Source organism: Massilia sp. UBA6681 (assembly GCF_002454935.1).
Taxonomy (GTDB): domain Bacteria; phylum Pseudomonadota; class Gammaproteobacteria; order Burkholderiales; family Burkholderiaceae_D; genus Telluria; species Telluria varians.
The window spans coordinates 1-25,696 of sequence record NZ_DKJX01000043.1 but is presented as its reverse complement, the minus strand read 5'-3'; the positions used below and the strand labels follow the sequence as shown (position 1 = coordinate 25,696).

The window sequence follows — 25,696 nt, the reverse complement described above, 5'->3', positions numbered from 1 at the left end:
TGCCGCCATGGATCCACACTTTTTCGACGACGCACAGGCATTTCGCGCCTGGCTCTCTTCCCACGCCGGCACCGCCTCCGAACTGCTGGTTGGCTTCCACAAGCTGGGCTCGGGGCGGCCCTGCATGAGCTGGTCCGAGTCGGTCGACGAAGCCCTGTGCTTCGGCTGGATCGACGGGGTGCGCCGGCGCATCGACGACAACAGCTATTCGATCCGCTTCACGCCACGCAAGCGCGATTCGATCTGGAGCAACGTGAACATCGCCAAGATGGACAGGCTGCGCGCGCAAGGCAGGATGAGGCCGGCCGGCGAAGCCGCCTTTGCCCACCGGTCGGCGTCGAAGTCCGGCATCTATTCGCACGAGCGCAGCGACGTGCCTGCGCTGTCCGCCGCCGAGCTCGAACGCTTCCAGCGCGAGCCGGCTGCCTGGGATTATTTCAACACCACGCCGCCCGGCTACCGCAAGACCATCCTGCACTGGATCACGAGCGCGAAAAAAGACGACACGCGCGCCGCTCGCCTGGACAGGCTGGTTCGGGCCTGCGCGGACGGCACCCGGCTGCGCTAGTGCGGCCGCCCCCCCTTATCGCAGGATGTCGGTCGCCAGGTGGTGGTCGGGCAGGCCGTCGACCAGGAACACGGTGCTCGATGAATTCCGTACACGCAGCGGCAGGATGTCCTGGTAAGCGGGCGACCGGTACCATTGGCGCGCATGGTCGATATCGGGAAATGCGATCACGACCACGTCTTCCTGCGGCTTGCCTTCCAGGACTTCCGGCCGTTCGCCATGGATCAGGAAACGGCCATGGTAGGGTTTCAACGTCTCGTCGATGCGTTCGAGGTAGTTGACGATCTCCGGTCCAAACACGACATCCTTCAGCAGACCAATGGCGTACGCACTCATGGTTTTTCCTTTCGATGTGAACCGGCCATCCCGGCACTGTTGAACCACTCCATATCCTGCCAAGAGCGATTCGTCCTGCCGAAGTATTGGCTTCGCTACGGTCCCCGACAATTACCCCGCAGGTAATCACACAGCCCCTATCCCTTGCACCGTTGCCGCTGGAACACACGGGGTGTAGACTTGCCGTTCACACTACGAGGCACCCCATGTCGATTCGCACCGCATTCCGTCCTTCCCTGCCCCTGTTCGCGGCCGCCCTTGCGATGGCGCTGGCGGCCGCCGGCTGCAAGCGTGCCGAGCGCGAGGAAGTGAAGCCGCCCCCGGCGCCCGCGGTCGTCAAGGAAGCGCCGGCACGCACCCGGGAACAGGCCATGGAAGCCCTGCTCGCGGTGCCGGAACTGAAGGCCTGGTCGGCGCAGATCGAAAAGCGCTCGAAGGGCAAGGCGCATGGCGCGGTGATCGAAGACGACCCGGCGCCGCGCGAGATCAACGGCAGGAAGTACTACCAGCTCAGCTTCGTGGAGAACCGCACCAACGACGTGCGCCGCCGCGAGAGCTTCCTCGTGTCCCAGCAGGGCGACGAGATCCTGGTAGAGGATGCCGAGACCGATACCGTCCTCAGCCTGCAGGAATGGCGCCGCCATATCGAGCGCGTCGAACTCAAGAGCGCGGACTGAAGGCCGGCAGGCCTAGCACCTCCACCCGCTGCAGCAAACCGCTCGACATATACCAGTCGTTGACCACCAGCTCCAGCGCATCCACCCGCATGCTGCCGAGCGGCGCATGGCGCAGCTCCTCGAGCAGCGCCGCGAAGCGCGCCGGCTGCCGCAGCGGCGCGGCAAAACGCAGCAGCGTCGCATGCGCGGTCACCAGCCGGTAGCGCTGGTCCAGCGAGGCATCCAGGCCGCGCGCCCGCAGCTGGATGCGCAGGCGCTCGCGCAGGGTCTCCAGCGCCGGGCCGCGCGGATAGCCGCAGGCCATGACGGCGCCGCGCGACAGCGTGATGCCGGCGAATTCGATCTCGAATGCCTCCATGCCTTTCAGCGCCGCGTGCACCGCGGCGCGATAGGCGTCCAGCTGCGCCAACTGGGCGCCCGGTTCATCGGTGACGGTGAACAGGGACAGGACGGTGAGGTGCATGTCGGCCGGCGGATGGCGGTACTGCCCCGGCTCGGCCTGCGCCAGGCGCTCGAGCAAGGCATCGAAGCGCGCTTGAAGCGCCGCGCCGGGACGCGCGACCAGGGTCAGGCCGCGGCGTGGATCGGGCCCGGCCAGCACCCGTTCGTCGCGTTCGATGTCGCCGGCGGCGATCGCCCCATGGGCGCGCGTCCACATGGCGTCGTAGTAGGCGTGCAGATCGGGCGAACGGGAATCGTCTTTCATTCCCCTATTCTCGCTCAAACCCGAAGAAGGCGGGCGGTTCAGCTGTCCAGGTGCGAGATCAGGAGCCTGCGCGGATCGTCGCCCTGCGCTTCGCCGTGCTGGCCGTCCACCGAAATGCCCACCGCCAGGATGTCGATCAGCAGCAGCTGCAGGATGCGCGAGATCATCGACAGGAAGCTGGTGCTGTCCTCGGCATGGTCCACCGCCAGGCACACGGTCGCCTTGCGCGCCAGCGGCGACTGGCTGTTGCTGATGGCGATCACGTCGGCGCCGGCGGCGCGGGCGGTGTCCACCGCGCCCAGGAGCTCGGCGATGCTGCCCGAATTCGATACCGCGATGACGACGTCGCCCGGCTGCAGCAGCTCGGCCGCGAGCTGGAACAGGTGCGAGTCGCCGTACAGCGAGGTCGGGATGCGAAAGCGGAAGAACTTGTGCTGCCCGTCCAGCGCCACCGCGCGCGAATTCCCCATTGCGAAGAACTCGACGCGGCGCGCCCGGCTCACCAGTTCGATGGCGCGGTCGAGTGCGCGCACGTCCAGCTGGTCGCGGAAGCGCAGGATCGCCGACACCGTGTTGTCGATCACCTTGGCCGACAGGTCGTGGGTGCTGTCGCTGATGCGCACCTGGCTGTGGCGCACCGGGATCGAGCCGGTCAGGCTGCTCGCGAACTTGAGCTTGAAGTCGGCCAGGCCCTGGAAGCCGAGCGAGCGGCAGAAGCGGATCACGGTCGGCTGGCTCACGTCGGCCAGGCGTGCGATCTCGGCGATCGGCTCGTTCAGCACCAGGCGCGGCTGCTCCAGCACCAGGCTGGCGACCCGCTGCTCGGCCGGGCTCAGGCTGTGGCGCAGCTGCTGGACGCGCTCCATCAGGGTGTTGGCGCCGCTGCGCCCGCGCAGGTGCTCGGCCAGGATGGTCGCCACGCCATGCAGGGCCGGATGCGGCGTGGTGATGACGTAGGTCGGGATGTCGGCCAGGTAGCTGGAAAAGCGTCCCTTGGCTTCGAAGCGCGCGCGGAAGGGCGAGCCGGCGAACCATTCGCCCATGCGCGGCACGATGCCGCCGCCGATGAAGATGCCCCCGAAGGCGCCCAGCGTCACCGCCAGGTTGGCCGCGGCCGCGCCCAGCATGCCGCAGAAGCACTCCAGCACCTCCAGGCACAGCGGGTCCTGCTCGTCCAGCGCGCTGTTGACGATCTCGGCCGCCTTGCGCGCCGGGGCCGCGACGCCGTTGCGCGCCGCCAGCGCGCGGTGGATGATTTCCATGCCCGGCCCGGAGATCAAGCGCTCGTTCGAGACGTGCGGCCATTCCTTCCAGGCGGTCTGCAGGATGGCGAACTCGCGTTCGTCGCCGGGCGCGAAGTTGACATGGCCGCCCTCGCTGCCGAGGGTGACGAAGCCGTCGGCGGTCGGGATCACGCCGGACACGCCCAGGCCGGTGCCCGGACCCAGCACGCCGATCACGGCGTTCGGCGCCGGCGCGCCCTGTCCCACCTGCATCAGGTCGCCGCGGGTCAGGCCGGGAATCGCCATCGCCAGCGCGGTGAAGTCGTTGACGATCAGGAGTGTCGTCAAGCCCAGCTCGCGTCGCACCGCGTCGGTCGAGAACTGCCAGTCGCGGTTGGTCATGCGGACGAAATCGCCGCTGATCGGGTTGGCCACCGCCAGCGCCGCATGATGCAAACGCATGTCGGCGTGGTCCTTCAGGTAGTAGCGCAGCAGCGAAACGATGCCGTCGAAGTCCTCGCACAGCAGCACCCGCACGGCGGTGAACACGCCGGGCGCGGTCTGGAGCGCGAAGCGGGCGTGGGTCGCGCCGATGTCGGCCAGCAGGCGCGGTCCGTCGGCGAAGGCAGTGCGCGCCGATTTTTCCGCGAAGGTTCCAGCTTCCTGCTGGCTGCCCATTATTTGCCCGCGCCCGCTGCGATGCTGCCGAACCAGGCGCCGTAGGGCGGCAGGCTGACCTTGCCGCCGGCCGCCTGGCCCGGCAGGCCGTGCGTATCGAGCGGCTGCGCGGCGCTGCTGGCCGGCCAGTCGAAGCTCACTTCGCGGTTCGACAGGTTGAAGGCGGCCAGCACGCTGTCCATGCCGTCCACGTCGCGGCGCAGGGCCAGCACCGGCTCCGGCGCGTCGAAGAAGACGATGTCGCCGCGGGTCAGCTGCGGCATCGTCTTGCGCCAGGCGATGAAGCGGCGCTGGAAGTTCAGCATCGAATCCGGGTCCTGGTCCTGCCGTTCGACGCTGTTTGCCAGATGCGGCTCGGCCACCGGCAGCCAGGGCTGGCCGGTAGTGAAGCCGGCGTTCGGGGCCTCACTCGTCCAGGGCATCGGGGTGCGGCAGCCGTCGCGGCCCTTGAACTCGGGCCAGAAGGTGATGCCGTACGGGTCCTGCAGCAGTTCGAAGGGCACATCGGCTTCGCTCAGGGCCAGCTCGTCGCCCTGGTAGAGGCAAGGGGTGCCCTTGAGCGAGAGCTGCATCGCCAGCACCAGCTTGGCCAGCGACGGACCGGCATTCTGGCCTGGCGCGCCGCCCCAGCGGGTGACGACGCGAATGGCGTCGTGGTTGCCGACGGACCAGGAGGCCCAACCGTCCTTGACGCGTTCCTTGAAGTCCTCGACCTGCTTGCGGATGTGGGCTGCCGTGAATTCCGGCGTAAGCAGGTTGAAGCTGTAGGCCATGTGCAGCTTGTCGCCGCCCTCGGTGTACTCGGCCATCTGGGCCAGCGCGTCGTCCGAGCTGACTTCGCCGATCGACACTGCGCCGAACTCGTTCAGCTGCGCGCGCACGCGCTGCAGGAAAGCGATGTTCTCCGGCTGGGTCTTGTCGTAGACGTGGGCCTGCATGCCGTAGGGGTTCACGTCCGTCACGGTGGACGTGTCGCGCACCAGGGCCGGCGGGTTGCTGCGCAGCTCGCGGTCATGGAAGTGGAACACGCAGGCGTCCATGCGCACGCCGTCCACGCCGCGCTCGAGCCAGAAGCGCTGTGCGTCCAGGTGGGCCTGCTGCACTTCCGGGTTGTGGAAGTTCAGCTGCGGCTGGCTGACCAGGAAGTTGTGCATGTAGTACTGCTTGCGGCGGGTATCCCATTGCCAGGCCGAGCCGCCGAACACCGACAGCCAGTTGTTCGGCGGGCAGCCGTCCGGGAGCGGGTCGGCCCACACGTACCAGTCCGACTTCGGGTTGTCGCGGCTCTTGCGGCTCTCGACGAACCAGGGGTGGGTGTCGGCGGTGTGCGACATCACCTGGTCGATCATGATCTTCAGGCCCAGGCTGTGCGCGCGGGCGACGAGCTTGTCGAAGTCGGCCAGGGTGCCGAACAGCGGATCGACGTCGCAGTAATCGGCGATGTCGTAGCCGAAGTCCTTCATCGGGGAGGTGAAGAAGGGCGACAGCCAGACGATGTCCACGCCCAGGCTCGCGATGTAGTCGAGCTTGTCGGTGATGCCGGCCAGGTCGCCCACGCCGTCGCCATTGGTGTCGAGGTAGCTGCGCGGATAGACCTGGTAGATGATGGCTTCTTTCCACCAGTTCGGGTTGGCGGTCGTCGAGATCTGGGTCATGGCTGGCTCGTCAGGGATGATCGGAATTCTAGGCAATATACAGGATCGGCTACAACTTTACAATTGGATAATGGGCGCAAGTCAAGCATCATATCCCTTTTGATTCAATGACTTATGACAAAACGTCGTTTCCGCGCATCGATATCGAAGTAGCTAAACTACGCGTCATTTGTATCTGCAATGTTTCACAACCATATTTTTATTGCAAAGTAACTCAGCCTCGGCATAGGATCGCGTTTGTTTCGATTTTTCGAGGACGTCATGAGCGAAGTAAAGACCGACGGGCGCATGCCGCGGCAGATCCCCTACATCATCGCCAACGAGGGCTGCGAGCGCTTCAGCTTCTACGGGATGCGCAACATCCTGACGCCCTTCCTGATCTCGACGTTGCTGATCTTCCTGCCGGAGAACATGCGCACCGGCGAAGCCAAGGACGTGTTCCACACCTTCGTGATCGGCGTCTACTTCTTCCCGCTGCTGGGCGGCTGGCTGGCCGACCGCTTCTTCGGCAAGTACAACACCATCCTCTGGCTCAGCCTCGTGTACGTGGCCGGCCACGCCTGCCTGGCCATCTTCGAAGACAACGTCAAGGGCTTCTACTTCGGCCTGTTCCTGATCGCGCTCGGTTCGGGCGGCATCAAGCCGCTGGTGTCCTCGTTCATGGGCGACCAGTTCGACCAGACCAACAAGGACAAGGCAAAGGTCGTGTTCGACGCCTTCTACTGGATCATCAACTTCGGCTCCTTCTTCGCCTCGCTGCTGATGCCGCTGTTCCTGCGCGACTACGGTCCGGCAGTGGCCTTCGGCATCCCGGGCATCCTGATGGCGATCGCCACGCTGGTGTTCTGGCTCGGTCGCAAGAAGTACGTCAACGTGCCTCCGAGCCCGCGCGACCCGCATTCCTTCATGCGCGTGGCGCGCACCGCGCTGCTGGCACAAAAACCCGGCGCCGGCCGTCCGGGCCTCATCGTGGCCCTCATCGGCGTGCTCGGCGCGATCGGCTCGTTCGCCATGATGCCGAGCTGGGGCATCGTGATCGGCGCCTGTACCGCACTGGTGCTGCTGCTCGCCTTCGGCGGGATCGGCACCGCCATGCAGATCGAGCGCGCCCGCGGCGTCCATCCGGACATCGCGGTGGACGGCGTGCGCGCCGTGCTGCGCATCCTGATCGTGTTCGCGCTGGTCACGCCCTTCTGGTCGCTGTTCGACCAGAAAGCCTCGACCTGGATCGTGCAGGCCAACGACATGACCACCGAGGTCAGCCTGCTCGGCTTCAGCTTCAGCGTGCTGCCGGCCCAGATGCAGGCGCTCAACCCGCTGCTGGTGATGCTGCTCATCCCCTTCAATAACATCGTGCTGTTCCCGCTGATCCGCAAGCTGGGCGTCGAGCCGACCGCCCTGCGCCGCATGACCGCGGGCATCGCCTTCTCGGCGCTGGCCTGGATCGCGGTCGGCTGGCTGCAGCTGCAGCTCGACGCCGGCGACGCCGTGTCGATCGCCTGGCAGATCCTGCCCTACGCGCTCCTGACCCTGGGCGAAGTGCTGGTCTCGGCCACCGGTCTCGAATTCGCCTACAGCCAGGCGCCGGCGGCAATGAAAGGCATCATCATGGCCCTGTGGTCGCTGGCCGTCACGGTCGGCAACCTGTGGGTGCTGATCGTGAACGCCGGCGTCAAGGACCCCGGCGTCGTCGCCAGCATCGAAAGCTCGGGCGTAGGCCTGATGGCCTTCCAGATGTTCTTCTTCGCCGGCTTCGCCATGCTGGCGGCGCTGGCCTTCGGCCTGTACGCCAAGCGCTACAAGATGGTCGACCACTATCGCGCCTGACGCGATGCCCCGCGGGCGGGCGCGGTTTACCTGCGCCCGCCCTGTTCCACCTACTTCTTCGCCACGATGACCCGACTCCATTACGCCGCGCTCGCCGCGGCAGCCCTCGCCTCGTCCGCCCACGCCGCGGTTCCCCTCGCCACCTGCGACGATCCGTCGTTCCAGCAGGTCCTGCACGCTTCAAGCGCCACGTTTGAGGCCCGCGCCGTCTGGCTCGACCGGCGCCTCCTGACCTGGCCCGGCGCCGAGGCCGGATCGACCTTCCGCCTCTACCATTCGGGCAAGGCCGCGATCGTCGCGACACCCGGCGCCAAGGTGGCAGGCGCAGACGGCGCGCTGGCGCTCGAGGCCTCCACGGCCAAACTGCCGGTCCGCTTCAAGTGGGTCGGGGCCGGCCCGGTGCTGTCGGTGCGCGCGCAAGACCTGGCGCGCCTGAAGGACCTGCACCGCGGCCAGCTGGTGCTGGTGCAGGAAGCCGCGGACGGCACGGTACGGGCGGCCACGCGCATCCAGGCCGCCGGCGCGCTCGACGACCTGTACGCGGCGGCGGGCGAGCTGCCCGACCTGGGCGCCACGCCGAAGAAGGGACGCACCGCTTTCCGCCTGTGGGCGCCGACCGCGCAGAGCGCCGCCGTCTGCACCTACGACAGCGGCAGCGGCAAGGCGACCGCCGTGCACGAGATGACCTTCGATGCGCGCACCGGCGCCTGGAATGCGTACGTCGCGCGCGACCTCTCGGGCAGCTATTACCGCTATGCGGTGGACGTGGCCGTCGACGGCATGGGCCTGGTGCGCAACCTCGTCACCGATCCCTATTCCGTCAGCCTCACCACCGACTCGAAGCGCAGCTACATCGCCGACCTGGGCGCGGCAAACCTCAAGCCAAAAGGCTGGGACGCCACCCGCGCGCCGAACACGGTCAAGGCCCAGACCGACATGGTCATCTACGAGCTGCACGTGCGCGATTTCTCGATCAACGACCCGAGCGTCCCGGTTGAAAAGCGCGGCAAGTACACCGCTTTCGGCGAAGCGAATTCGAACGGCATGCGCCACCTGAAGGCGCTGGCCAAGGCCGGCCTGACCGACATCCACCTGCTGCCGGTGTATGACCTCGGCACGGTGCCGGAAAAGGACTGCGCCGTACCCCAGCCGACAGGCAGCCCGGACGGCGAGAGCCAGCAGGCCCTCACCCGCAAGACCGCCGATACCGACTGCTTCAACTGGGGCTACGACCCCTACCACTACAACGCCCTGGAAGGCAGCTACGCCAGCGACCCGTCGGACGGCGCGCGCCGCATCCTCGAGTTCCGCCAGATGGTGATGGACCTGCACCGGGCCGGCCTGCGCGTCGGTACCGACGTGGTCTACAACCACACCTTCATCGCCGGTCAGAACGAGAAATCGGTGCTGGACCGCGTGGTGCCGGGCTACTACCACCGCCTGAATGCCGCCGGCGCCATCGAGCGTTCGACCTGCTGCGACAACACGGCCACCGAAAACATGATGATGGCCAGGCTGATGATCGACTCGGCCGAGCTGTGGACCCGCCACTACAAGATCGATTCCTTCCGCTTCGACCTGATGGGCCACCAGCCGCGCGCAGCGATGGAGCGCCTGCAAAAGCGCGTGAACAAGGCCGCGGGGCGGCACGTGGAACTGATCGGCGAAGGCTGGAACTTCGGCGAGGTCTCCGACGGCGCCCGCTTCGTGCAGGCCTCGCAGCTGTCGCTGAACGGCTCCGGCATCGGCACCTTCAGCGACCGCGCGCGCGACGCCGTGCGCGGCGGCTCGGCCGGCGACTCGGGCGAGGCGATGGTGCGCCGCCAGGGCTACATCAATGGCCTGGTCTATGACCAGAATGCACTCGGCGGCGAGCATAAACAGGTCGACCTGCTGCGCGCGGCCGACATGATCCGCGTCGGCCTGGCCGGCTCGGTGCGCCCGTTCGCCTTCCAGACCTTCGAAGGCAAGCTGCGCAAGCTGGAAGACATCGCCTACGGCAACCAGCCGGCCGGTTATGCGAGCCAGCCGGGCGAAGTGGTGAACTACGTCGAGAACCACGACAACCAGACGCTGTTCGACATCAACGTGCTGAAACTGCCGGTGGAGACCAGCCCGGCCGAGCGCGCTAGAGTGCAGGTGCTGGGCATGGCGATCAACGCCTTCAGCCAGGGCGTGGCCTACTACCACGCCGGCATCGACACGCTGCGCTCGAAATCGCTGGACAAGAACAGCTTCAATTCCGGCGACTGGTTCAACCGCATCGACTGGACCTACCAGGACAACTACTTCGGCACCGGCCTGCCGCAAAGCGACGACAACGGCAAGGACTGGCCGCTGCTCAAGCCTTTCCTGGCCAAGGCCGCTGCGATCAAGCCGGCTCCCGCCGATATCGCCTTTGCTCGCGACGCCTTCCGCGACCTGCTGGCGATCCGCGCCAGCTCGACGCTGTTCCGGCTACGCTCGACCGAGGATATCGTGCAGCGCCTGCGCTTCTTCAATACCGGACCGCAGCAAGAGGCGACCGTGCTGGCGGCCTGGATCGACGGCAAGGGCTACCCGGGCGCGAAGTTCGCCGGCCTGAGCTACCTGGTGAACGTGGACAAGGTGGCGCACACGGTGAGCGACGACGCCTTGCGCGGCAAGCGCCTCAAGCTGCACCCGGTGCATACGGCCGCCGGCGCCGCCGACAAGCGTGCCGCACAGGCAAGCTTCGACAGCGCGAACGGCAGCTTCACGGTGCCGCCGCGTACGGCAGTGGTATTCGTCGCCGAGTAATGCGCCGGGGAATCAGCCCGCCGGACCCACCAGGCGGGCGATCTCCACCGAGCCCTTCTCGTCGAAGATCGGGCATTGCTCGGCCAACTCGACCGCCTGGTTGAAGTCCGCGGCCGCGATGACCGAATAGCCCGACAGCGAGGCGCTATTGAGTTTCGGGCCGCGCAGGCGGCTCGGCACCTCGACGCTGCTGTGCGACAGTGCGCCGCGGTCCACCAGCGCGGCGCCGAGCGCGTCGAACCAGCTGGCCCAGCGCTGCGGGTCGTGCTGCGGGCCTTCCGACTCGTCGACGGTCGATCCGCGGTAAACGATCAGGTATCGTTCCATTGCCGGCTCCTCTGCAGTATTGTCCAGTCAAACCTTAGCAGAAGCATTGTGCGGGCGACGCACATCTCGGCGCTGGCGGAAAAAATTGGTGACTTTCCGTCAGGCCAGCTTCGCTATACTGCCCAGCTATGGCCAGCTTCCCGCTTTCCCCTGCATTCCCGCCCCGCATGCCGATGACGAGCGATCGCCGCCTGGCCGGCATCCTGGCCACCGTGCTGGTCCACGCGGCCCTGGTCCTGGGCTGGCAGGTGGCGCGCACGCCGCCGCCGCCGGAGGCCGAAGCGGAAAGCCCGTCGATGCAGTGGATCGAATTGCCGCCCCTGACGCCGGAGCCGACACCAGAGGCCCCGCCTGACGCGGCGCCCCAGCCGCAGCGCCCGGCGGACGCCCGCGGCGTCCGCCCCAGCCGCCCTGCCCGTTCCGCGCCCGCCATGGCCCTGCCGGCGCCTTCCGCACCGGCAGAAGCACCCGCCGCCATTGTCGAGGATGCGCCAGAAACGCCCGCCAGGCCGAACGCCGCCAGCATCCTGGAGAACGCACGGCGCAGCGTCGGCAGCATCGACCGCGCACTGCGCAAGGAGAACAAGCCGCTCATCATCGCCCCGCCGGACAGCCCGGAGCTGCGCATGCGCAGGGGCATGGAGCAGGCCCACGCACTGGCGCCGCCGCGCCTGTGGGAAGCGCCGAAGGTGGAGGAACTGGTGAACAACACCGGCGATGGCGCACGCCGCACGCGCGTGATTACCGGCCGCCGCACCTATTGCATCACCGAGCGCTCAGCGGCCACCAACGTCGAGATGATCGAGATGCACGGCAAGATCAGGCTGACCAATTGCCCGGGGCCCGAGGAGCCCGCCAAGCGGCAGGAGTGGCGTACGGCAAGAGACTGAGACAAATAACTTTTCCCCCCGGGGTCAGGTCTGACATTCAGACACGGCCTCGACAATAAATAAGTATTGCCGGCCACTGGCCCAAGTTGGCCCATTAAAGTAACAGCAGTAATAGCAGTAACAGCAGGGTTCGTGTCCGAATGTCAGACCTGACCCTGACGCATGACCCTGACGCATGACGCGTGACCCTGACGCGCTGACGCCGACCCTGATGCTGCCGGCAGACTACAAGCCGAGCTGGGTCAGGATCGCGTCCTTGGTCTGCTGCAGCTCGGGCTGCGACACCTTGCGCGGATGCGGCTGCGCGATCGGGAACACCGACTGGATCGTGGTCGGGCGCGGCGACAGCACCACCACCCGGTCGGCCAGGTAGATCGCCTCTTCGACGTCGTGCGTGATCAGGATGACCGTGTGGCGTTCTTCGCGCAGCACGCGCAGCAGTTCGTTACGCATCTTCAGCGCCGTCAGCGCGTCGAGCGCCGAGAAAGGCTCGTCCATCAGCAGGATGTCGGGTTTCACCGCCAGCGCCCGCGCGATCTCCACGCGCTTCAACATGCCGCCCGACAGCTCGTGCGGGTAGGACTTCTCGAAGCCCTTCAAGCCCACCATCTCCGCGTAGTGGTCGGCAGTGGCCACCTTGGCCGCATTGTCCTTGCCGGACAGGCCGAACATCAGGTTCTCGCGCACCGTCAGCCAGGGGAACACCGAACCGTGCTGCGAGATGACGATGGCGTTCGGCGAGGGCCGGGTGACCGGCACGCCGTCGATGCTGACGGCGCCGCTGTCCGGATGCTCGAAGCCGGCCAGCAGCTTCATGAGGGTGGACTTGCCGCAGCCGGACGGGCCGACGATGGCCACGAATTCTCCCGGCGCCACCGCCAGGTCGATGCCGCCCACGACCTGCAGGGCCTTGAAGCTGCGCTTCAGGCCGCGAATCTCGATCTTTGCCGTCCTAGCGTCCATAGCGCCACCTCACTCCCCTGAGTTCTTCGAGCCGGCGCATCAGGACGTCCAGGCCCAGGCCGATCAGGCCGATGATGATCATCGCCGCCACCACCAGGTCGTAGCGGTTGCCGGCATTGCGCGAATCCATGATCAGGTAGCCCAGTCCCGAGCTGCGCACGATCATCTCGGCGGCCACCACCACCAGCCAGGCGACCCCGAGGCCGATGCGCATGCCGGTGAGGATCTCGGGCAGCACGGCCGGCACGATCACCTGGCGGTACAGCTTGGCGCGCGGCACGCCGAAGTTCTCGGCCGCGCGCAGGTAGCGCCCGTCGATGGCGTGCACGCCGGCGGCGGTCTGCAGGATCATCGGGAACACCGAGGCCAGGAAGATCAGGAAGACCGGCGCCATGTCGCCCACGCCGAACCACAGGATCGCGATCGGGATCCAGGCGATCGGCGAGATCGGGCGCAGGATCTGGAATACCGGGTTGAGTGTGCGGTAGGCCGCATCGACGCGCCCCACCCACAGGCCGAGCGGCAGCGCGACCAGCACCGCGATCAGGAAGCCGGTGGCCACCCGCAGCAGCGAGGCGCCGATGTGCTCCCACAGCGTGCCGTTGCGCGCCAGCTCCATGGTGCCGGCCGCCACCTGTCCCGGGGTCGGGAAGATCAGGCTGCCGCTTTGCTCGACCACGATCCACCAGATCGCCACGATGGCGGCGATCACGAGCAGCGGAGGCCATATCCTGTTCAGTCTATCCATTGCTTACCCATTGCGGTTCAGGAGGGAGTCCAGGCGCCACTTCAGGCGCGCCAGGCCGGCGCCGGGCGCCGGGTCGACCACGACCGTCATCGTGCCGCTGGCGTGCGCGGTACAGTCGAAAGGGTGCTCCCCAAGCTGCGCGAACGGCAGGCGGAAGTCCTGGCCCGGCATGATCAGGACCGGGCCGAAGACCTGCGGCACCGTGTCGTTGTTGCGCAGCAGGAGCACGTCGCGCACGCCCAGGGTGAGCGTGATGCGCTCCGGCAGGACGCTGGTCTTGTCGCCCTTCATGCGGCGCTCCCAGGTGCCCTTCGGGATCTCGAACAGCTGGTCGCGCGAGGACGCCTGCAAGGGGGCGAACGCGGCCCAGGCGAAGCCCCCCGCCAGCAGGGCCACGATCAGGGCGATACCGATACGCGCCTTCATCTACTCGGCCGCCAGCACGTTCACGTCGTGCACCATCTCGTCGGCCGGACGGCCGAAGGGCATCAGCGCGCGCAGCATGCCTTTCTTGTCGATGAAATAGAGGTAGGACGAGTGTCCCATCTGGTAGCCGCCCTGGCCGGCAGGAGCGGCGAACTTCGTGGCCGTGATGCCGTAGTCCTTGCGGATCGCCGCCATCTGTTCGGGCGTGCCGGTCAGGCCGATGAAACTCTTGTCGAATTGCGCCAGGTAGCTTTTGAGGCGCGCCGGCGTGTCGCGTTCCGGGTCGACCGAGATGAACACCACCTGCAGCCGGTCGGCATGCGGCCCCAGTTTCTGGCGCGCCTGGGCCAGCATGGCCAGCGAGGCCGGGCACACCGCCGGGCAATGGGTGAAGCCGAACTCCAGCACCACCACCTTGCCGCGCAGCGCGGACAGGCGGAAGTCGCTGCCGTCGGCAGCCTTCTGTACGATGTCGGGCGCCGCGCGCGCCGGCGAGAAGGTGCCGGACTTGAGGGCCGACGCCGCCTGGACGGCTGCGGCGCACAGCAGCAAGGCTGCGAACAGGACGCGCTTCACAAGGCCACCTTCACCGGCCGGATGTTCCTGACAAAACTCTCGTCCACGTACTGCTCGTAGCGTACCGGGCGCTTGAGCGTGCCGGCCTGCACCGAGAGCTGCATCAGCTCGTCGAATTCGGCGCGCAGCATGCGCAGGTCGCCGTAGGTCACGCGGTCGCTCGGGTTCTGCATGACGAAGCGGATGATGTTGGGGTCCTGGTTGAAGAACTTGCGGTTCGACGCGATCAAGGCGGCCTTGTCGCGGTTGGCGGGCCCGGCGTCGAGCCAGTTGCCGGCTGCCTGCACGTAGTTCACCAGGTCCTGCACCAGCGGACGGTCGGTCCGGATGAGTTCCTCGCGCACGGTCAGCACGCAGCAGATGTAGTTGCGCCACTCGTTGCGCGTCATCGACAGCGGGCGCGCATAGCCGGCGCGCTGGGCCGCGGCGCCGAAAGGCTCGCCGGTGCAGTAGCCGTCCACGGCGCCGGCATACAGCGCGGCCGGCATGTCGGGCGGGGCCATCTCGATGATCTGCACGTCCTTGGCCGACATGCCCTCGCGCGCCAGCATCCTGCGCAGGAACAGGTAGTCGACGGCGAAGCGGCTCGGGATCGCGATGCTTTTGCCGCGCAGGTCGGAGAATTTCCGGTAGGGCGAATCGGTGCGCACCATGATGACCGCGCCCGAGCGGTGCCCGAGCGAGACGATCTTCAGCGGGATGCGCCAGTCGGTCAGGTCCATGACCAGGGGCGCCAGCATGTAGGCCGCCTGGATGCGGCCCGTCATCAGGGATTCCTTGATCTCCGGCCAGCCCGAGAACTTGTTGTATTCGAAAGCGGTGAAGTGCGCATCCGGCTTGCCGTCGTTGACGGCGCGCGCCTTGCAGGCGATCGGCAGCGTCAGGTTGCAGGTGACGGGCAGGCCGCCGACCTGCAGCGGCCGGGGCGCCGGCGCTGCGCTGGCGCTCGTGCCCATGCCGGCCAGCGGCAGGGCCAGGGCGCCGCCGAGCAGCTGGCGCCGGCGCGGGGAATGCTCATGCATGGAAACGCTTCCAAAAACAAGGGGTGGCCAATTCTAGCACCATGTTGACCACGGTCAATACGTAAAGCCCTTACATGTCCAGGTGCGAGATCAGGAGCCGCCGCTCCGCCTCGCCATCGCCGGCGTCGCCGTTGTGGTTGCCGAGCGAAATGCCGACCGACATGATGTCGATCAGGAGCAGCTGCAGGATGCGCGAAATCATCGACAGGAAGGTCGTGCTGTCCTCGCTGTGATCCACTGCCAGGCAGACGGTCGACTTCTTCGCCAGCAGCGACTTGCTGCTGGTGATGGCGATGACGTCCGCCCCCGCCGCGCGTGCCGTGTCCACGGCCTCGAGCAGCTCCGGCAGCTGGCCGCCGGTGGAGATCGCGATCACCACGTCGCCCGGTCCCAGCAGGCCGGCGGCCAGCGTGAACAGGTGCGAGTCGCCGTACAGCGCGGCCGGGATGCGGAAGCGGAAGAACTTGTGCTGGCCATCCAGGGCCACCGCGCGCGCATTGCCCATCGCGTAGAACTCGACGCGGCGCGCGCGCCTCAAGAGCTCGATGGCGCGGTCGATCGCGTGCACGTCGAGCTGGTCGCGGAACTTCAGGATCGCCGACACGGTGTTGTCGATGACTTTCGCCGACAGGTCGTGGGTGCTGTCGCTCATGCGCACCTGGCTGTGGCGCACCGGGATGGTGCCGGTCAGGCTGCCGGCGAACTTGAGCTTGAATTCGGCCAGGCCCTGGAAGCCGAGCGAGCGGCAGAAGCGGATCACGGTCGGCTGGCTCACATCCGCCAGGCGCGCGATCTCGGCGATCGGCTCGGACAGCACCTTGCGCGGATGCTCCAGCACCAGGGCGGCCACGCGCTGCTCGGCCGGCGAGAGCTCGTGGCGCAGCTGCTGCACCCGGTCCATCAGGGTATTCGCGCCGCTGCGGCCGCGCAGGTGCTCGGACAGGATCGCCGACACCCCGTGCAGGGCCGGGTTGGGCGTCATGATCACATAGGTGGGGATCTGGGCGATGTAGTCGGTGAAGCGGCCCTTGGCTTCGAAGCGGGCGCGAAACGGCGACGTGGCGAACCATTCGGCGATGCGCGGCACGATGCCGCCACCGATGAAGATGCCCCCGAAAGCGCCCAGCGTCACCGCCAGGTTCGCCGCTGCGCCGCCCAACATGCCGGCGAAAGTTTCCAGCACTTCCAGGCACAGGGCGTCCTTGTCGTCGAGCGCGCCGCTGACGATGTCGGCGGTGCTGCGCGGCGGCGCCTGGTCGGCCGTTGCGCCGTTGCGCTTGGCCAGCGCCCGGTACATCAGTTCGATGCCGGGGCCCGAGATCAGGCGCTCGTTCGACACGTGCGGCCATTCCTGCCAGGCGTGCTGCAGGATCGCGAATTCGCGTTCGTCGGCCGGGGCGAAGTTGACGTGGCCGCCCTCGCTGCCCAGGGTGACGAAACCGTCGATGGTCGGGATCACGCCCGACACGCCCAGGCCGGTGCCCGGCCCGAGCACGCCGGCCACCGCGTGGCTTTGCGGCGCGCCGCCGCCGACCTGCATCAGGTCTTTCGGCTCGAAGCCCGGCAAGGCCATCGCCAGCGCCGTGAAGTCGTTCACGATCAGGAGGGTCGACAGGCCGAGGGTGCGGCGCACCTCGTCGGTCGAGAACTCCCAGTCGCGGTTGGTCATGCGGATGTAGTCGCCGCTGATCGGGTTGGCCAGGGCAAACGCGGCGTGGTTGATGCGCACCCCGCCGGTCTGGGCCAGGTAGGCGTGCAGCAGCGGCACGATGCCGCTGTAGTCGTCGCAGAGCAGCACCGACACCTGGCGCAGCACGCCGGGCGCGGTCTCGAGCCCGAAGCGCGCATGGGTGGCGCCGATGTCGGCGAGCAGGCGCGGACCGTCGGCGAAAGCGGCGCGGGAGGGTTTCAGTTCGGTATCGGGTTCAACAGTCATCGCGATTCAGGGCTGGGCGGGGCCTCGGCCCCGGATCGCCTTAGGATACCATTGAACGATTGGCAAGAATACCTACCGAACCAGTCCCTTCAGCAGCTCACGGTGGAAGCGCGCCGGATCCTGCATCTGCGGCGCATGTCCCATGTCCGGGAAACTGACCAAGGTCGCCTTCGGAATGCTCTTCGCGGTCTGCTTCGCCAGTTCCGGATAATTGCCGAGCTTCGGGCGGATCTCCGCCGGCGCGGCATCCTTGCCGATCGCGGTGGTGTCCTTCAGCCCGATCAGCAGCAGCACCGGCATGGTCAAATGCGGGAACTCATACACCACCGGCTGCGTGTAGATCATGTCGTACAGCAGCGCCGAGTTCCAGGCGACGATCTGCTTGCCCGGCCCGCGGTACATCCCGGCCAGCATCTGCACCCAAGGCTCGTATTCCGGCTTCCAGGTGTTCACGTAATAGGTCGATTTCTCGTAGTTGCGGATGCGCTCGGCCGTGGTCTGCAGCTCGCGCTCGTACCACTTGTCCACGCCCAGCGAAGGCACGCCCACGGCCTTCCAGTCTTCCAGGCCGATCGGATTGACCAGCACCAGTTGATCAAGCTGCTGCGGGTACATCAGGCCGTAGCGCACCGCCAGCATGCCTCCGGTCGAGTGACCCATGACGATGGCGTTCTTCACGCCGATCGATGCGAGCAGTGCGTGCGTATTCTGGGCCAGTTGCTGAAAGCTGTACTGGTAGTGGGCGGGCTTGGTGGACTTGCAGAAGCCCACCTGGTCGGGCGCCACCACGCGGTAGCCGGCCCCGCTCAGTTCCTTGATCGTGCCTTCCCAGGTGGCGCCGCAGAAGTTCTTGCCGTGCATGAGCACCACCGTGCGGCCGTTCGGCTTGGCCGGCTTGACGTCCATGTAGGCCATCTGCAGCTTCACGCCCTGCGAGGTGAACTGGTAGCGCTGGATCGGATACGGGTAGTCGAAGCCTTCCAGCTCGGGACCATAGGCCGGCTCGGCGGCAGGCTGGGCGGCGACGGGCAGCGCGAGGGTGAATGCGGCGCACAGCAGCGCGCCGGACAAGCGTGTCAGTACAGGCATGATGGAATAGGCTCGGTTAACGGAAGGGCAAGAATAGCGGAAACACAGGACGCCAACCTGACATCCGCCTTAAGAGCCTCAGGGTTTGCCGGGCGGTTCCGGCTGCCCGGGCCGCTCGCGCCGGCCCTGTTCCGCGTCCGGCCGGCGCAGGGGAATGCGCACCGTGAATTCGCTGCCCTTGCCCGCCCCTTCGCTGCGCACCTCGACCGTCCCCTGGTGCAGCGCGACGATCTCCTTCACCAGCGCCAGGCCGATGCCCAGCCCGGCGCCGCGGTCGGCGCGCCCGCTCTCGGCCTGGGTGAACACGTCAAAGATCTTGGGCAGCATTTCCGGCTCGATGCCCTTGCCGCTGTCCTTCAGGTAGCAGATGAAGTGGGTCTGGTCGACGGTGGCCGTCAGCCAGACGTCGCCACCCTGCGGGGTGAACTTGACCGCGTTGTTGAGCAGGTTGACGAAGACCTGCTGCATCCGGCGCGCGTCCACCTCGACCTCGATCGGCAGGGGGGGAAAGCTGCGGTGGATCGCGATCCCCTTGAACTGCGCGGCGGTGGCGCAGCTGTCCACGGCCTCGTTCAGCAGGGCCTGGTATTCGACCCGCTCGTAGTTGATGCTCATCTTTCCTGAACTGACCCGGGCGACGTCGACCAGGTCTTCGACCAGGCGCTCGAGCAGGCCGAGCTGGCGCTCCATCACCTGCAGGGGCCGGTCCATGGCGGCGGCGTCAAGCGCCTGCATGCGCATCAGCTGGACCGCCGTCTTGAGCGGCGACAGCGGATTGCGCATCTCGTGCGCGATGGTGCCCAGGAATACGTCGCGCCGGGATTCGCGTTCGCTGGAAGCCTTCAGTTCGTTCTCGAGATAGCGGGTGCGCACGCGCAGGTGGGTGGCGTCGCGGAAGATCTTGACGAAGCCCGTCACCCGCCCTCCTTCGCGGTGCAGCGGCAGGCTGACGCCGCTCGACCAGAACCAGGAGCCGTCGCGCCGCATGTGCCAGCGCTCGTCCTCGCCGACCCCGACCAGGGCGGCCGTATTGGCTTCGTGCTCGTCGAGCTTGCGCTCGCGGTCTTCGGGAACGAACAGCATGGCGGTGGGCTGGCCCAGCACCTCGGGCGCGGTCCAGCCGGTGATGAACTCGGCGCCCGAGTTCCAGCCCGTGATGCGCAGCTCGGCATCGTAGAACATGATGCCGTACTGGCGGGTCTTTTCCAGCAGCAAGGTGTGCAGCGCGTCGGCGTCTTCGCGCTTCCAATACAAGGGTCCGGTGTCGGTCATGTCGACGTCAAAGCTTTATTGTCTCGGACACCATTGTATCGGGGCGCAAGCCGCGCACGGCATGGCCGTGGCGGCTTTTGGCTCAGCGGCTCAGTCCTGCGCGATCAGGGCGACCGGTGCTGCCGCCGGGAACTGCACCTTGCCGCCAGTTACCACCGCGGTCTTACCCGAGTACCAGTCGCGCACCGTCTGGCCGTCGTTGAACACGCCGGCGACCGAAATCGGCACCGCCTTGTCCTTCGGCAGGTCGAGCGCGACCACCACGCGGTCCGTCACGCCATCCTTCTGCCAGGTGCGCTTGAAGGTGTAGGGGCTGGAGGCCAGCATCTGGTGCATGCCGGCGCCGACGGCCGGGTGGGCGGCGCGGAAGCGGCCCAGCTTGGCCCAGTGCTCGCGTACCTCGGCCACCCGGTGGGCGCCGCGCTGTGCGTTCGCTGCCAGCTCGTCCCAGTTCATGAAGGAGCGCAGCTTGGCGTCGCCTTCGGCGCCTTCGATGTCGAGCAGGCGCGCGGTCTCGTCGCCGTAGTAGATCTGGGCGGCGCCCGGCGCCAGCAGCAGCTTGTTGGCCGACTCGATCGGGCGCTGGCGCGCCGGGTCGAAGGGGCTGCCGTCGTCGTGCGAGCTGAGGTAGTTCAGCACCCCGTAGCCCTTCATCGGGCCGTGCAGCGCCTTCGAGTAATCCGAGAACAGCTGTTCGTAGCCCTTGGTCGCGTCGGACTTCATGCTGAAGTTGATCATGTTGTCGAAGCCGTTGGCGAGCCAGTCGACCTTGACGCCGCCGCCCATGTCGAAGCTGCGGCCGTGGTGGATCGAATAGTTGTAGACCTCCGAGGTCATGAAGAACGGCAGGTCGCCGAGGCGCTTGGACGGGTTGGCGCGCTTCCACTCTTCATAGGCCAGCGTGGCTTCCTGCTTGAGTTCCTTCCACACGCCCGGCTCGGTGTGCTTGACGGTGTCGGCGCGGAAGCCGTCCACGCCGTACTTGCGCACCCAGTCGGCATGCCACTTGATGAGATAGTAGCGCGGTGCGCGCGGATAGCCGGTGCGCTTGAAGAAGTCGTCCAGCTCCTTCACCTCGCGCTCGTAGCGCCCTTCCTTCTTCCATTTCGCCACCAGGGCCGGCGGCAGGGCCACGTTGGCATTGCTATTGGTAAGGATGTCCGGCAGGTTCTCCACCAGCGTGCAGTCGACCGTGGTCGGCGCATCCTTGTAGGTGCACTTCGGCCCCGTGCGCACCCAGTCCTTGGGCCAGACCGGGTCCTGCGCGGTGACCGGGCCGGTATGATTCATCACCACATCGAGTATCACGCGGATGCCGTTGGCATGCGCGGTCTCGACAAAGCTGCGGAAGTCCTTCTCGGTGCCCAGGTTGGCATCCACGGCGGTGAAGTCCTTGGCCCAGTAGCCGTGGAAGCCATAGGACAGGCCGGTACCCTCGTCGGTCGGCCCATGGATCTGCTCGACCGGAGGCGTGAGCCAGATCGCGTTCACGCCGAGCTCCTTGAAGTAGCCGTCCTTGATCTTGGCCGTGATGCCGGCCAGGTCGCCGCCCATGAAACCGCGCAGCTTGGCGGCGTCGGCCTTGCGGCCGTATGCCAGGTCGTTCGCCTTGTCGCCGTTGTTGAAGCGGTCCGTCAGCAGGAAGTAGACGGTGGCGTTCTCCCAGACGAAGGGCTTGCCGGCCGGCTGGCTGGCGGTGGTCTGTGCGGCTGCTTGGGTAGCGACGCCAAAGGCGAGCAGCATGGAGGCGGCAAGGACGGGAAGTTTCATGCGGGTTCCTGTGGTTGGTAGTGGGTCAGGTAATCACGGTCGGGCGCTCCCGGCCGGTGCGCTGGCGCAGTTCCGCCACGCTGTCGGCGATGGCGATCAGTTCGGAGAGAGCGTCTTGGGTATCGAGCTCGTGGCGTGCTGGGTCGGCCTCGTAGCGTTCGAGGTAGAGGCGGATGGTCGCGCCTTCGGTGCCGGTGCCGGACAGGCGGAACACGATGCGCGAGCCGTCCGCCATGATGATGCGGATGCCCTGGCGCGTCGCCACCGAACCGTCGACCGGGTCGTTGTAGACGAAGTCGTCGGCCTCGGCCACGCGGAAGCTGCCCAGCGTCTGGCCGGCCAGGTCCGGCAGCTTCGCGCGCAGCGCCGCCATCAGGCTGTCGGCTGCCGCGGCGTCGACCGCTTCGTAGTCGTGGCGCGAATAGTAGTTGCGGCCGAAGCGGGCCCAGTGTTCGCGCACGATCTCGCCGACGGAAGTACTGCGCGACTTGCCGCGCGCGGCCAGCAGGTTCAGCCAGAACAGCACGGCCCACAGGCCGTCCTTCTCGCGGATATGGTGCGAACCGGTGCCGTAGCTTTCTTCGCCGCACAGCGTGACCAGGTTGGCGTCCATCAGGTTGCCGAAGTACTTCCAGCCGGTCGGCGTCTCGAAGCAGGAGATGCCCAGGCTTTCCGCGACGCGGTCGGCCGCCTGCGAAGTGGGCATCGAGCGCGCGATGCCGGTGATGCCCTTGGCGTAGCCCGGCGCCACGGTGGCGTTGGCGGCGATGATGGCCAGGCTGTCCGACGGCGTCACCGCCAGGCCGCGGCCGACGATCATGTTGCGGTCGCCGTCACCGTCCGAGGCGGCGCCGAAGTCGGGCGCGTCGGGGGCGTTCATGTGGGCGATCAGGTCGGCCGCGTTGACCGGGTTCGGGTCGGGATGACCGCCGCCGAAGTCTTCCAGCGGGTCGCAGTTGACCACGGTGCCGGCGGGCGCGCCCAGCATGCCTTCGATGATGGCTTTGGCGTAGGGACCGGAGACCGCGTGCATGGCGTCGAAGCGCATCCGGAAACCCTGGCCGAACAGCGCGCGGATCGCCCCGAAGTCGAACAGGCGCGCCATCAGTTCGCTGTAGTCGGCCACCGGGTCGATGACCTCGACCACCATGTTTTCCAACCGGGTGCGGCCCGGCTGGTCGAGGTCGACCGCGGCGGCGTCGCTGATGCGGTAGGACCTCACCGCCTGGGTGTGGGCGAAGATCGCCTCGGTGATCTTCTCGGGCGCCGGGCCGCCGTTCTCGATGTTGTACTTGATGCCGAAGTCGCCGTCCGGGCCGCCGGGATTGTGGCTGGCCGAGAGCACGATGCCGCCGAAGGCCCCGTGCTTGCGGATCACGCAGCTCACCGCCGGCGTGGACAGGATGCCGCCGCGCCCCACCAGGCAGCGGGCGATGCCGTGGGCGGCCGCCATGCGCAGGATGGTCTGGATCGCTTCGCGGTTGAAATAGCGGCCGTCGCCGCCGACGACCAGAGTGCGCCCCGGGCCCTCGCCCAGGGTCAGGAAGATTGCTTCAACAAAATTCTCGAGGTAGCCGGCTTGCTGGAACTCGGTCACCTTCTTGCGCAGGCCCGAGGTGCCGGGCCGCTGTCCGGCGAACGGCGTGGTCGGGACGGTCTGGATGGTCATGCTTCGCTCCTGTCGTTATAACGAATTGCAACATCCACTGATGTTGATAAAACGTTACGATACGACAGGCGCGGAATCACTGGCGCAAGCCTCGCGGCGACTCAGATCGCGGCCTTGACCGGGGCTGCGCGGTCGGTCACGAACAGGGTCAGCACGGCCGCGAGCAGCATGCTGGCGCCGCCCAGCGCCACCGTCATGACGGTGTGGCCGGCGAAGAAGTGCTTGGTCACGCCGCCCAGCAGCAGGCCGCTGACGATCTGCGGGATCACGACGAAGAAGTTGAACAGGCCCATGAAGTAACCCATGCGCTTGGCCGGCAGCGAGCCCGCCAGGATCGCATAGGGCATGGTCAGGATCGAGGCCCAGGCCAGGCCGACGCCGATCATCGGCAGCATCAGCATGTTCTTGTCGGTGATCAGGACCAGGCTGGCCAGGCTCAGGCCGCCGATCGCCAGGCAGGTGGCGTGCACGGTCTTGCGGCTGGTAGCCCGCGCGAACACCGGCAGCAGGAAGGCGGCCAGCGCCGACACCCCGCTATACACCGCGAACATCACGCCCACGAAACTGCCGGCGGCCTGGAAGCTCGAGGATTGCGCATCGGTGGTGCCCCAGACATTGTCGGCGATCGCCGAGCCGGTGTAGATCCACATCGCGAACAGCGCGATCCAGGTGAAGAACTGCACGAAGGCCAGCTGCACCATGGTCTTCGGCATCTTGGCGAAGCCGCCGAGGATCTCCTTGACGGCCACGCCGAAGCTGCGGGAATGCTTGCGCTCCGCGTTGAAGGCGTCCATGTCGGGCGGCGGCAGTTCGTCGGCGCTCACCACGGTCCACAGCACGGCCAGGAAGAAGATGGCGCCGCCGGCATAGAAGGAATAGCGCACGGTCTCGGGAATCATGCCGCCTACCGCCTCGTTGGACACGCCCATCGATTCGAAGAAGACCGGCAGCAGGGATGCGATCACCGCGCCGCAGCCGATGAAGAAGGTCTGCATCGCATAGCCCGCGGTCTGCTGCGAGGCGTCCAGCTTGTCGCCCACGAAGGCGCGGAACGGCTCCATCGAGACGTTGATGGCGGCATCCATCATCCACAGCACGGCCACGGCCATCCACAGCGCGGCGGAATTCGGCATCAGGAACAGCGCGATGGCGGCCAGCACGGCGCCGATGAAGAAGAACGGGCGGCGGCGTCCCCATTTCGGGTGCCAGGTGTTGTCGCTCAGGTAGCCGATGATCGGCTGCACCAGCAGGCCCGTCACCGGCGCGGCCAGCCAGTACAGGGCCAGGTTGTCGGGGTCGGCGCCCAGCGTCGAAAAGATGCGGCTGGTGTTGGCGTTCTGCAGTGCGAAGCCGAACTGGATGCCGAAGAAGCCGAAGCTCATGTTCCAGAGCTGCCAGAACGACAGGCGCGGCTTGATGGCCGCGGTTTGCATATCCATGTGTGTCCCCAATGACGGCCCGGACCTGAGCGGGCTCTCGTGTGATGCAGGCAGCCCACATCAGGCCGACCTACAGGTAGCTGTAGCAAAATAACATGGCGATTTCTGAGTGTCAATCGAAGAGCTGTCATAGTAGAATCGACACAACAGGGGGCGCCAGAGCGTGCACTCTGTAGTCAAACAACAGAATAATCAACCAAGGAGACTACGCCATGCCCTTGTTTCGCCCTACCCTCCTTTCCCTCCTGCTGGCCGCCGCGTTCGGCGCTCCGGCCGTCGCCGCCGACAAGCCTGAAGACAGTGCGAAAGCCTCGACCGCTTCTGCCGGCGTGAGCCTGCTGGGCGAGCCGCTCGCGATGCCGGGACTGCAACGCAAGCGCCAGCTGCGCCTCTACCTGCCGCCGGGCTATGCGACCTCGAACAAGCGCTATCCGGTGCTGTACATGCACGACGGCCAGAACCTGTTCGACGATGCCACCGCCTACGCGGGCGAATGGAAGGTGGACGAGACCCTGGACGCGCTGGCCAGGGAAGGCAAGCTGGCAATGATCGTGGTCGGGATCGACAACGGCCAGGACAAGCGCATGACGGAGCTGAACGCCTGGGACAACGAGCGGATCGGCAAGGGCGAAGGCCGCGCATACACCGACTTCATCGTCAAGACCGTCAAGCCGATGATCGACAAGCAGTACCGCACCCTGCCCGGTCGCGAGCACACCGCGATCATGGGCAGCTCGATGGGCGGCCTGGCGTCGCACTACGCGCTGGTGCAGTACCCGCAGGTATTCGGCAAGGCGGGCGTGTTCTCGCCGGCCTACTGGACCGCGCAGCCCTCCTTCGATTTCGTGGCCGCCAAACCGGTGCCCAAGGATGCGCGCGTGTTCCTGCTGATGGGCGAGAAGGAAGGGCCGCAGATGAATGCGGACGTCAAGCGCATGGCGGAGGTGGTGAAGAAGACCGGGCATCCGGCGGCCAACACGGTCTTGAAGATCGTGCCGGGGGCCGAGCACAACGAGGCGTTCTGGGCGGGAGAGTTGCGCGAAGCGCTGCTGTGGATGTTTGCGCCGGATAAGACGTGATATGTAGGGTGGGCAGGTTTCCCTGCCCACGCGGTGATAGTT

22 protein-coding genes are annotated in these 25,696 nt (G+C 66.8%); 6 read left to right on the top strand and 16 right to left on the bottom strand.

Going from position 1 to position 25,696, the window contains the following annotated elements; all coding sequences use genetic code 11:
* The first annotated feature begins 7 nt into the window (after nt 1–7).
* A complete protein-coding gene (locus B2R83_RS05790; protein WP_292039066.1) occupies nt 8–568 on the top strand; it encodes a YdeI/OmpD-associated family protein in 561 nt (186 codons plus the stop codon).
* Between the two features lie 15 nt (nt 569–583).
* Here the strand turns inward: B2R83_RS05790 and B2R83_RS05785 are convergent, their stop codons facing one another.
* Nucleotides 584–904 carry a DUF1330 domain-containing protein gene (locus B2R83_RS05785; RefSeq protein WP_292039064.1) on the bottom strand — a complete coding sequence of 107 codons (321 nt, stop codon included), beginning with the start codon at nt 902–904 and terminating at the stop codon, nt 584–586.
* Between the two features lie 206 nt (nt 905–1,110).
* On the opposite strand from B2R83_RS05785, the gene B2R83_RS05780 reads away from it, so the two are divergent.
* Nucleotides 1,111–1,581 carry a hypothetical protein gene (locus B2R83_RS05780; protein WP_292039062.1) on the top strand — a complete coding sequence of 157 codons (471 nt, stop codon included), beginning with the start codon at nt 1,111–1,113 and terminating at the stop codon, nt 1,579–1,581.
* On the opposite strand, the gene B2R83_RS05775 is transcribed toward B2R83_RS05780, so the two are convergent.
* Genes B2R83_RS05775 through B2R83_RS05765 form a run of 3 tightly spaced genes read right to left on the bottom strand, consistent with a single transcriptional unit; the run spans nt 1,565 to nt 5,843 of the window.
* Nucleotides 1,565–2,287: a 2'-5' RNA ligase family protein gene (locus B2R83_RS05775; protein WP_292039059.1), complete on the bottom strand. Its 723-nt coding sequence runs from the start codon at nt 2,285–2,287 to the stop codon at nt 1,565–1,567. The two genes, B2R83_RS05780 and B2R83_RS05775, sit on opposite strands and share 17 nt — an antisense overlap.
* A gap of 38 nt (nt 2,288–2,325) precedes the next feature.
* Nucleotides 2,326–4,188 carry a glucokinase gene (locus B2R83_RS05770; RefSeq protein ID WP_292039057.1) on the bottom strand — a complete coding sequence of 621 codons (1,863 nt, stop codon included), beginning with the start codon at nt 4,186–4,188 and terminating at the stop codon, nt 2,326–2,328.
* Complete coding sequence (locus B2R83_RS05765) at nt 4,188–5,843, bottom strand: alpha-amylase family glycosyl hydrolase (protein ID WP_209587645.1); 1,656 nt, start codon at nt 5,841–5,843, stop codon at nt 4,188–4,190. The genes B2R83_RS05770 and B2R83_RS05765 overlap by 1 nt, the downstream gene beginning before the upstream one ends.
* Nucleotides 5,844–6,104: 261 nt before the next feature.
* Between B2R83_RS05765 and B2R83_RS05760 the strand changes: the two genes are divergently transcribed.
* Together B2R83_RS05760 and B2R83_RS05755 are read left to right on the top strand one after the other, a co-directional pair.
* Nucleotides 6,105–7,670: an oligopeptide:H+ symporter gene (locus tag B2R83_RS05760; RefSeq protein WP_292039052.1), complete on the top strand. Its 1,566-nt coding sequence runs from the start codon at nt 6,105–6,107 to the stop codon at nt 7,668–7,670.
* Nucleotides 7,671–7,736: 66 nt separating this feature from the next.
* Entirely contained in the window at nt 7,737–10,448 is a 2,712-nt protein-coding gene (locus B2R83_RS05755) for an alpha-1,6-glucosidase domain-containing protein (protein ID WP_292039050.1), read from the top strand.
* A gap of 12 nt (nt 10,449–10,460) precedes the next feature.
* Here the strand turns inward: B2R83_RS05755 and B2R83_RS05750 are convergent, their stop codons facing one another.
* Nucleotides 10,461–10,775: a hypothetical protein gene (locus B2R83_RS05750; RefSeq protein ID WP_292039048.1), complete on the bottom strand. Its 315-nt coding sequence runs from the start codon at nt 10,773–10,775 to the stop codon at nt 10,461–10,463.
* A 173-nt stretch (nt 10,776–10,948) separates the two neighbouring features.
* Between B2R83_RS05750 and B2R83_RS05745 the strand changes: the two genes are divergently transcribed.
* Nucleotides 10,949–11,665 (top strand): hypothetical protein, encoded by a 717-nt coding sequence (locus B2R83_RS05745; RefSeq protein WP_292039046.1) that lies wholly within the window; start codon nt 10,949–10,951, stop codon nt 11,663–11,665.
* Nucleotides 11,666–11,890: 225 nt separating this feature from the next.
* Here B2R83_RS05745 and B2R83_RS05740 read toward each other — a convergent pair whose 3' ends face one another.
* From B2R83_RS05740 to B2R83_RS05690, 11 genes are all read right to left on the bottom strand, one after another.
* Nucleotides 11,891–12,628 carry an ABC transporter ATP-binding protein gene (locus B2R83_RS05740; protein WP_036214470.1) on the bottom strand — a complete coding sequence of 246 codons (738 nt, stop codon included), beginning with the start codon at nt 12,626–12,628 and terminating at the stop codon, nt 11,891–11,893.
* The gene (locus B2R83_RS05735; RefSeq protein WP_292039037.1) at nt 12,618–13,376 is read right to left on the bottom strand and encodes an ABC transporter permease; all 759 of its coding nucleotides are present in this window, start codon (nt 13,374–13,376) and stop codon (nt 12,618–12,620) included. The genes B2R83_RS05740 and B2R83_RS05735 overlap by 11 nt, the downstream gene beginning before the upstream one ends.
* Nucleotides 13,377–13,379: 3 nt before the next feature.
* Nucleotides 13,380–13,802, bottom strand: a complete 423-nt coding sequence (locus B2R83_RS05730) for a cupredoxin domain-containing protein (protein WP_292039034.1) — start codon at nt 13,800–13,802, stop codon at nt 13,380–13,382.
* Nucleotides 13,803–14,378: an SCO family protein gene (locus B2R83_RS05725; protein ID WP_292039032.1), complete on the bottom strand. Its 576-nt coding sequence runs from the start codon at nt 14,376–14,378 to the stop codon at nt 13,803–13,805.
* A complete protein-coding gene (locus B2R83_RS05720) occupies nt 14,375–15,400 on the bottom strand; it encodes an ABC transporter substrate-binding protein (protein WP_292039029.1) in 1,026 nt (341 codons plus the stop codon). The genes B2R83_RS05725 and B2R83_RS05720 overlap by 4 nt, the downstream gene beginning before the upstream one ends.
* 70 nt (nt 15,401–15,470) lie before the next feature.
* Nucleotides 15,471–17,336, bottom strand: a complete 1,866-nt coding sequence (locus B2R83_RS05715; RefSeq protein WP_292039026.1) for a glucokinase — start codon at nt 17,334–17,336, stop codon at nt 15,471–15,473.
* 72 nt (nt 17,337–17,408) lie between these two features.
* Nucleotides 17,409–18,425: an alpha/beta fold hydrolase gene (locus B2R83_RS05710; protein WP_292039024.1), complete on the bottom strand. Its 1,017-nt coding sequence runs from the start codon at nt 18,423–18,425 to the stop codon at nt 17,409–17,411.
* A gap of 78 nt (nt 18,426–18,503) precedes the next feature.
* Nucleotides 18,504–19,697: a PAS domain-containing sensor histidine kinase gene (locus B2R83_RS05705; RefSeq protein WP_292039021.1), complete on the bottom strand. Its 1,194-nt coding sequence runs from the start codon at nt 19,695–19,697 to the stop codon at nt 18,504–18,506.
* Between the two features lie 90 nt (nt 19,698–19,787).
* Entirely contained in the window at nt 19,788–21,467 is a 1,680-nt protein-coding gene (locus B2R83_RS05700) for an alpha-amylase family glycosyl hydrolase (RefSeq protein ID WP_292039018.1), read from the bottom strand.
* Nucleotides 21,468–21,492: 25 nt separating this feature from the next.
* Nucleotides 21,493–23,136 (bottom strand): alpha-D-glucose phosphate-specific phosphoglucomutase, encoded by a 1,644-nt coding sequence (locus tag B2R83_RS05695; RefSeq protein WP_292039016.1) that lies wholly within the window; start codon nt 23,134–23,136, stop codon nt 21,493–21,495.
* Nucleotides 23,137–23,237: 101 nt separating this feature from the next.
* Nucleotides 23,238–24,575, bottom strand: a complete 1,338-nt coding sequence (locus B2R83_RS05690) for an MFS transporter (protein ID WP_292039013.1) — start codon at nt 24,573–24,575, stop codon at nt 23,238–23,240.
* 212 nt (nt 24,576–24,787) lie between these two features.
* Between B2R83_RS05690 and B2R83_RS05685 the strand changes: the two genes are divergently transcribed.
* Nucleotides 24,788–25,654: an alpha/beta hydrolase gene (locus tag B2R83_RS05685; RefSeq protein ID WP_292039011.1), complete on the top strand. Its 867-nt coding sequence runs from the start codon at nt 24,788–24,790 to the stop codon at nt 25,652–25,654.
* The last annotated feature ends 42 nt before the right edge of the window (nt 25,655–25,696 follow it).

What these genes read in the sequence shown, in the direction of transcription:
- B2R83_RS05685 (WP_292039011.1), top strand. Translation starts at nt 24,788, where the DNA reads ATGCCCTTGTTTCGCCCTACCCTCCTTTCCCTCCTGCTGGCCGCCGCG.
- B2R83_RS05690 (WP_292039013.1), bottom strand. Translation starts at nt 24,575, where the DNA reads ATGGATATGCAAACCGCGGCCATCAAGCCGCGCCTGTCGTTCTGGCAG.
- B2R83_RS05750 (WP_292039048.1), bottom strand. Translation starts at nt 10,775, where the DNA reads ATGGAACGATACCTGATCGTTTACCGCGGATCGACCGTCGACGAGTCG.
- B2R83_RS05765 (WP_209587645.1), bottom strand. Translation starts at nt 5,843, where the DNA reads ATGACCCAGATCTCGACGACCGCCAACCCGAACTGGTGGAAAGAAGCC.
- B2R83_RS05770 (WP_292039057.1), bottom strand. Translation starts at nt 4,188, where the DNA reads ATGGGCAGCCAGCAGGAAGCTGGAACCTTCGCGGAAAAATCGGCGCGC.
- B2R83_RS05790 (WP_292039066.1), top strand. Translation starts at nt 8, where the DNA reads ATGGATCCACACTTTTTCGACGACGCACAGGCATTTCGCGCCTGGCTC.
- B2R83_RS05745 (WP_292039046.1), top strand. Translation starts at nt 10,949, where the DNA reads ATGACGAGCGATCGCCGCCTGGCCGGCATCCTGGCCACCGTGCTGGTC.
- B2R83_RS05705 (WP_292039021.1), bottom strand. Translation starts at nt 19,697, where the DNA reads ATGACCGACACCGGACCCTTGTATTGGAAGCGCGAAGACGCCGACGCG.
- B2R83_RS05760 (WP_292039052.1), top strand. Translation starts at nt 6,105, where the DNA reads ATGAGCGAAGTAAAGACCGACGGGCGCATGCCGCGGCAGATCCCCTAC.
- B2R83_RS05715 (WP_292039026.1), bottom strand. Translation starts at nt 17,336, where the DNA reads ATGACTGTTGAACCCGATACCGAACTGAAACCCTCCCGCGCCGCTTTC.
- B2R83_RS05710 (WP_292039024.1), bottom strand. Translation starts at nt 18,425, where the DNA reads ATGCCTGTACTGACACGCTTGTCCGGCGCGCTGCTGTGCGCCGCATTC.
- B2R83_RS05775 (WP_292039059.1), bottom strand. Translation starts at nt 2,287, where the DNA reads ATGAAAGACGATTCCCGTTCGCCCGATCTGCACGCCTACTACGACGCC.
- B2R83_RS05735 (WP_292039037.1), bottom strand. Translation starts at nt 13,376, where the DNA reads ATGGATAGACTGAACAGGATATGGCCTCCGCTGCTCGTGATCGCCGCC.
- B2R83_RS05695 (WP_292039016.1), bottom strand. Translation starts at nt 23,136, where the DNA reads ATGACCATCCAGACCGTCCCGACCACGCCGTTCGCCGGACAGCGGCCC.
- B2R83_RS05740 (WP_036214470.1), bottom strand. Translation starts at nt 12,628, where the DNA reads ATGGACGCTAGGACGGCAAAGATCGAGATTCGCGGCCTGAAGCGCAGC.
- B2R83_RS05785 (WP_292039064.1), bottom strand. Translation starts at nt 904, where the DNA reads ATGAGTGCGTACGCCATTGGTCTGCTGAAGGATGTCGTGTTTGGACCG.
- B2R83_RS05755 (WP_292039050.1), top strand. Translation starts at nt 7,737, where the DNA reads ATGACCCGACTCCATTACGCCGCGCTCGCCGCGGCAGCCCTCGCCTCG.
- B2R83_RS05780 (WP_292039062.1), top strand. Translation starts at nt 1,111, where the DNA reads ATGTCGATTCGCACCGCATTCCGTCCTTCCCTGCCCCTGTTCGCGGCC.
- B2R83_RS05720 (WP_292039029.1), bottom strand. Translation starts at nt 15,400, where the DNA reads ATGCATGAGCATTCCCCGCGCCGGCGCCAGCTGCTCGGCGGCGCCCTG.
- B2R83_RS05730 (WP_292039034.1), bottom strand. Translation starts at nt 13,802, where the DNA reads ATGAAGGCGCGTATCGGTATCGCCCTGATCGTGGCCCTGCTGGCGGGG.
- B2R83_RS05700 (WP_292039018.1), bottom strand. Translation starts at nt 21,467, where the DNA reads ATGAAACTTCCCGTCCTTGCCGCCTCCATGCTGCTCGCCTTTGGCGTC.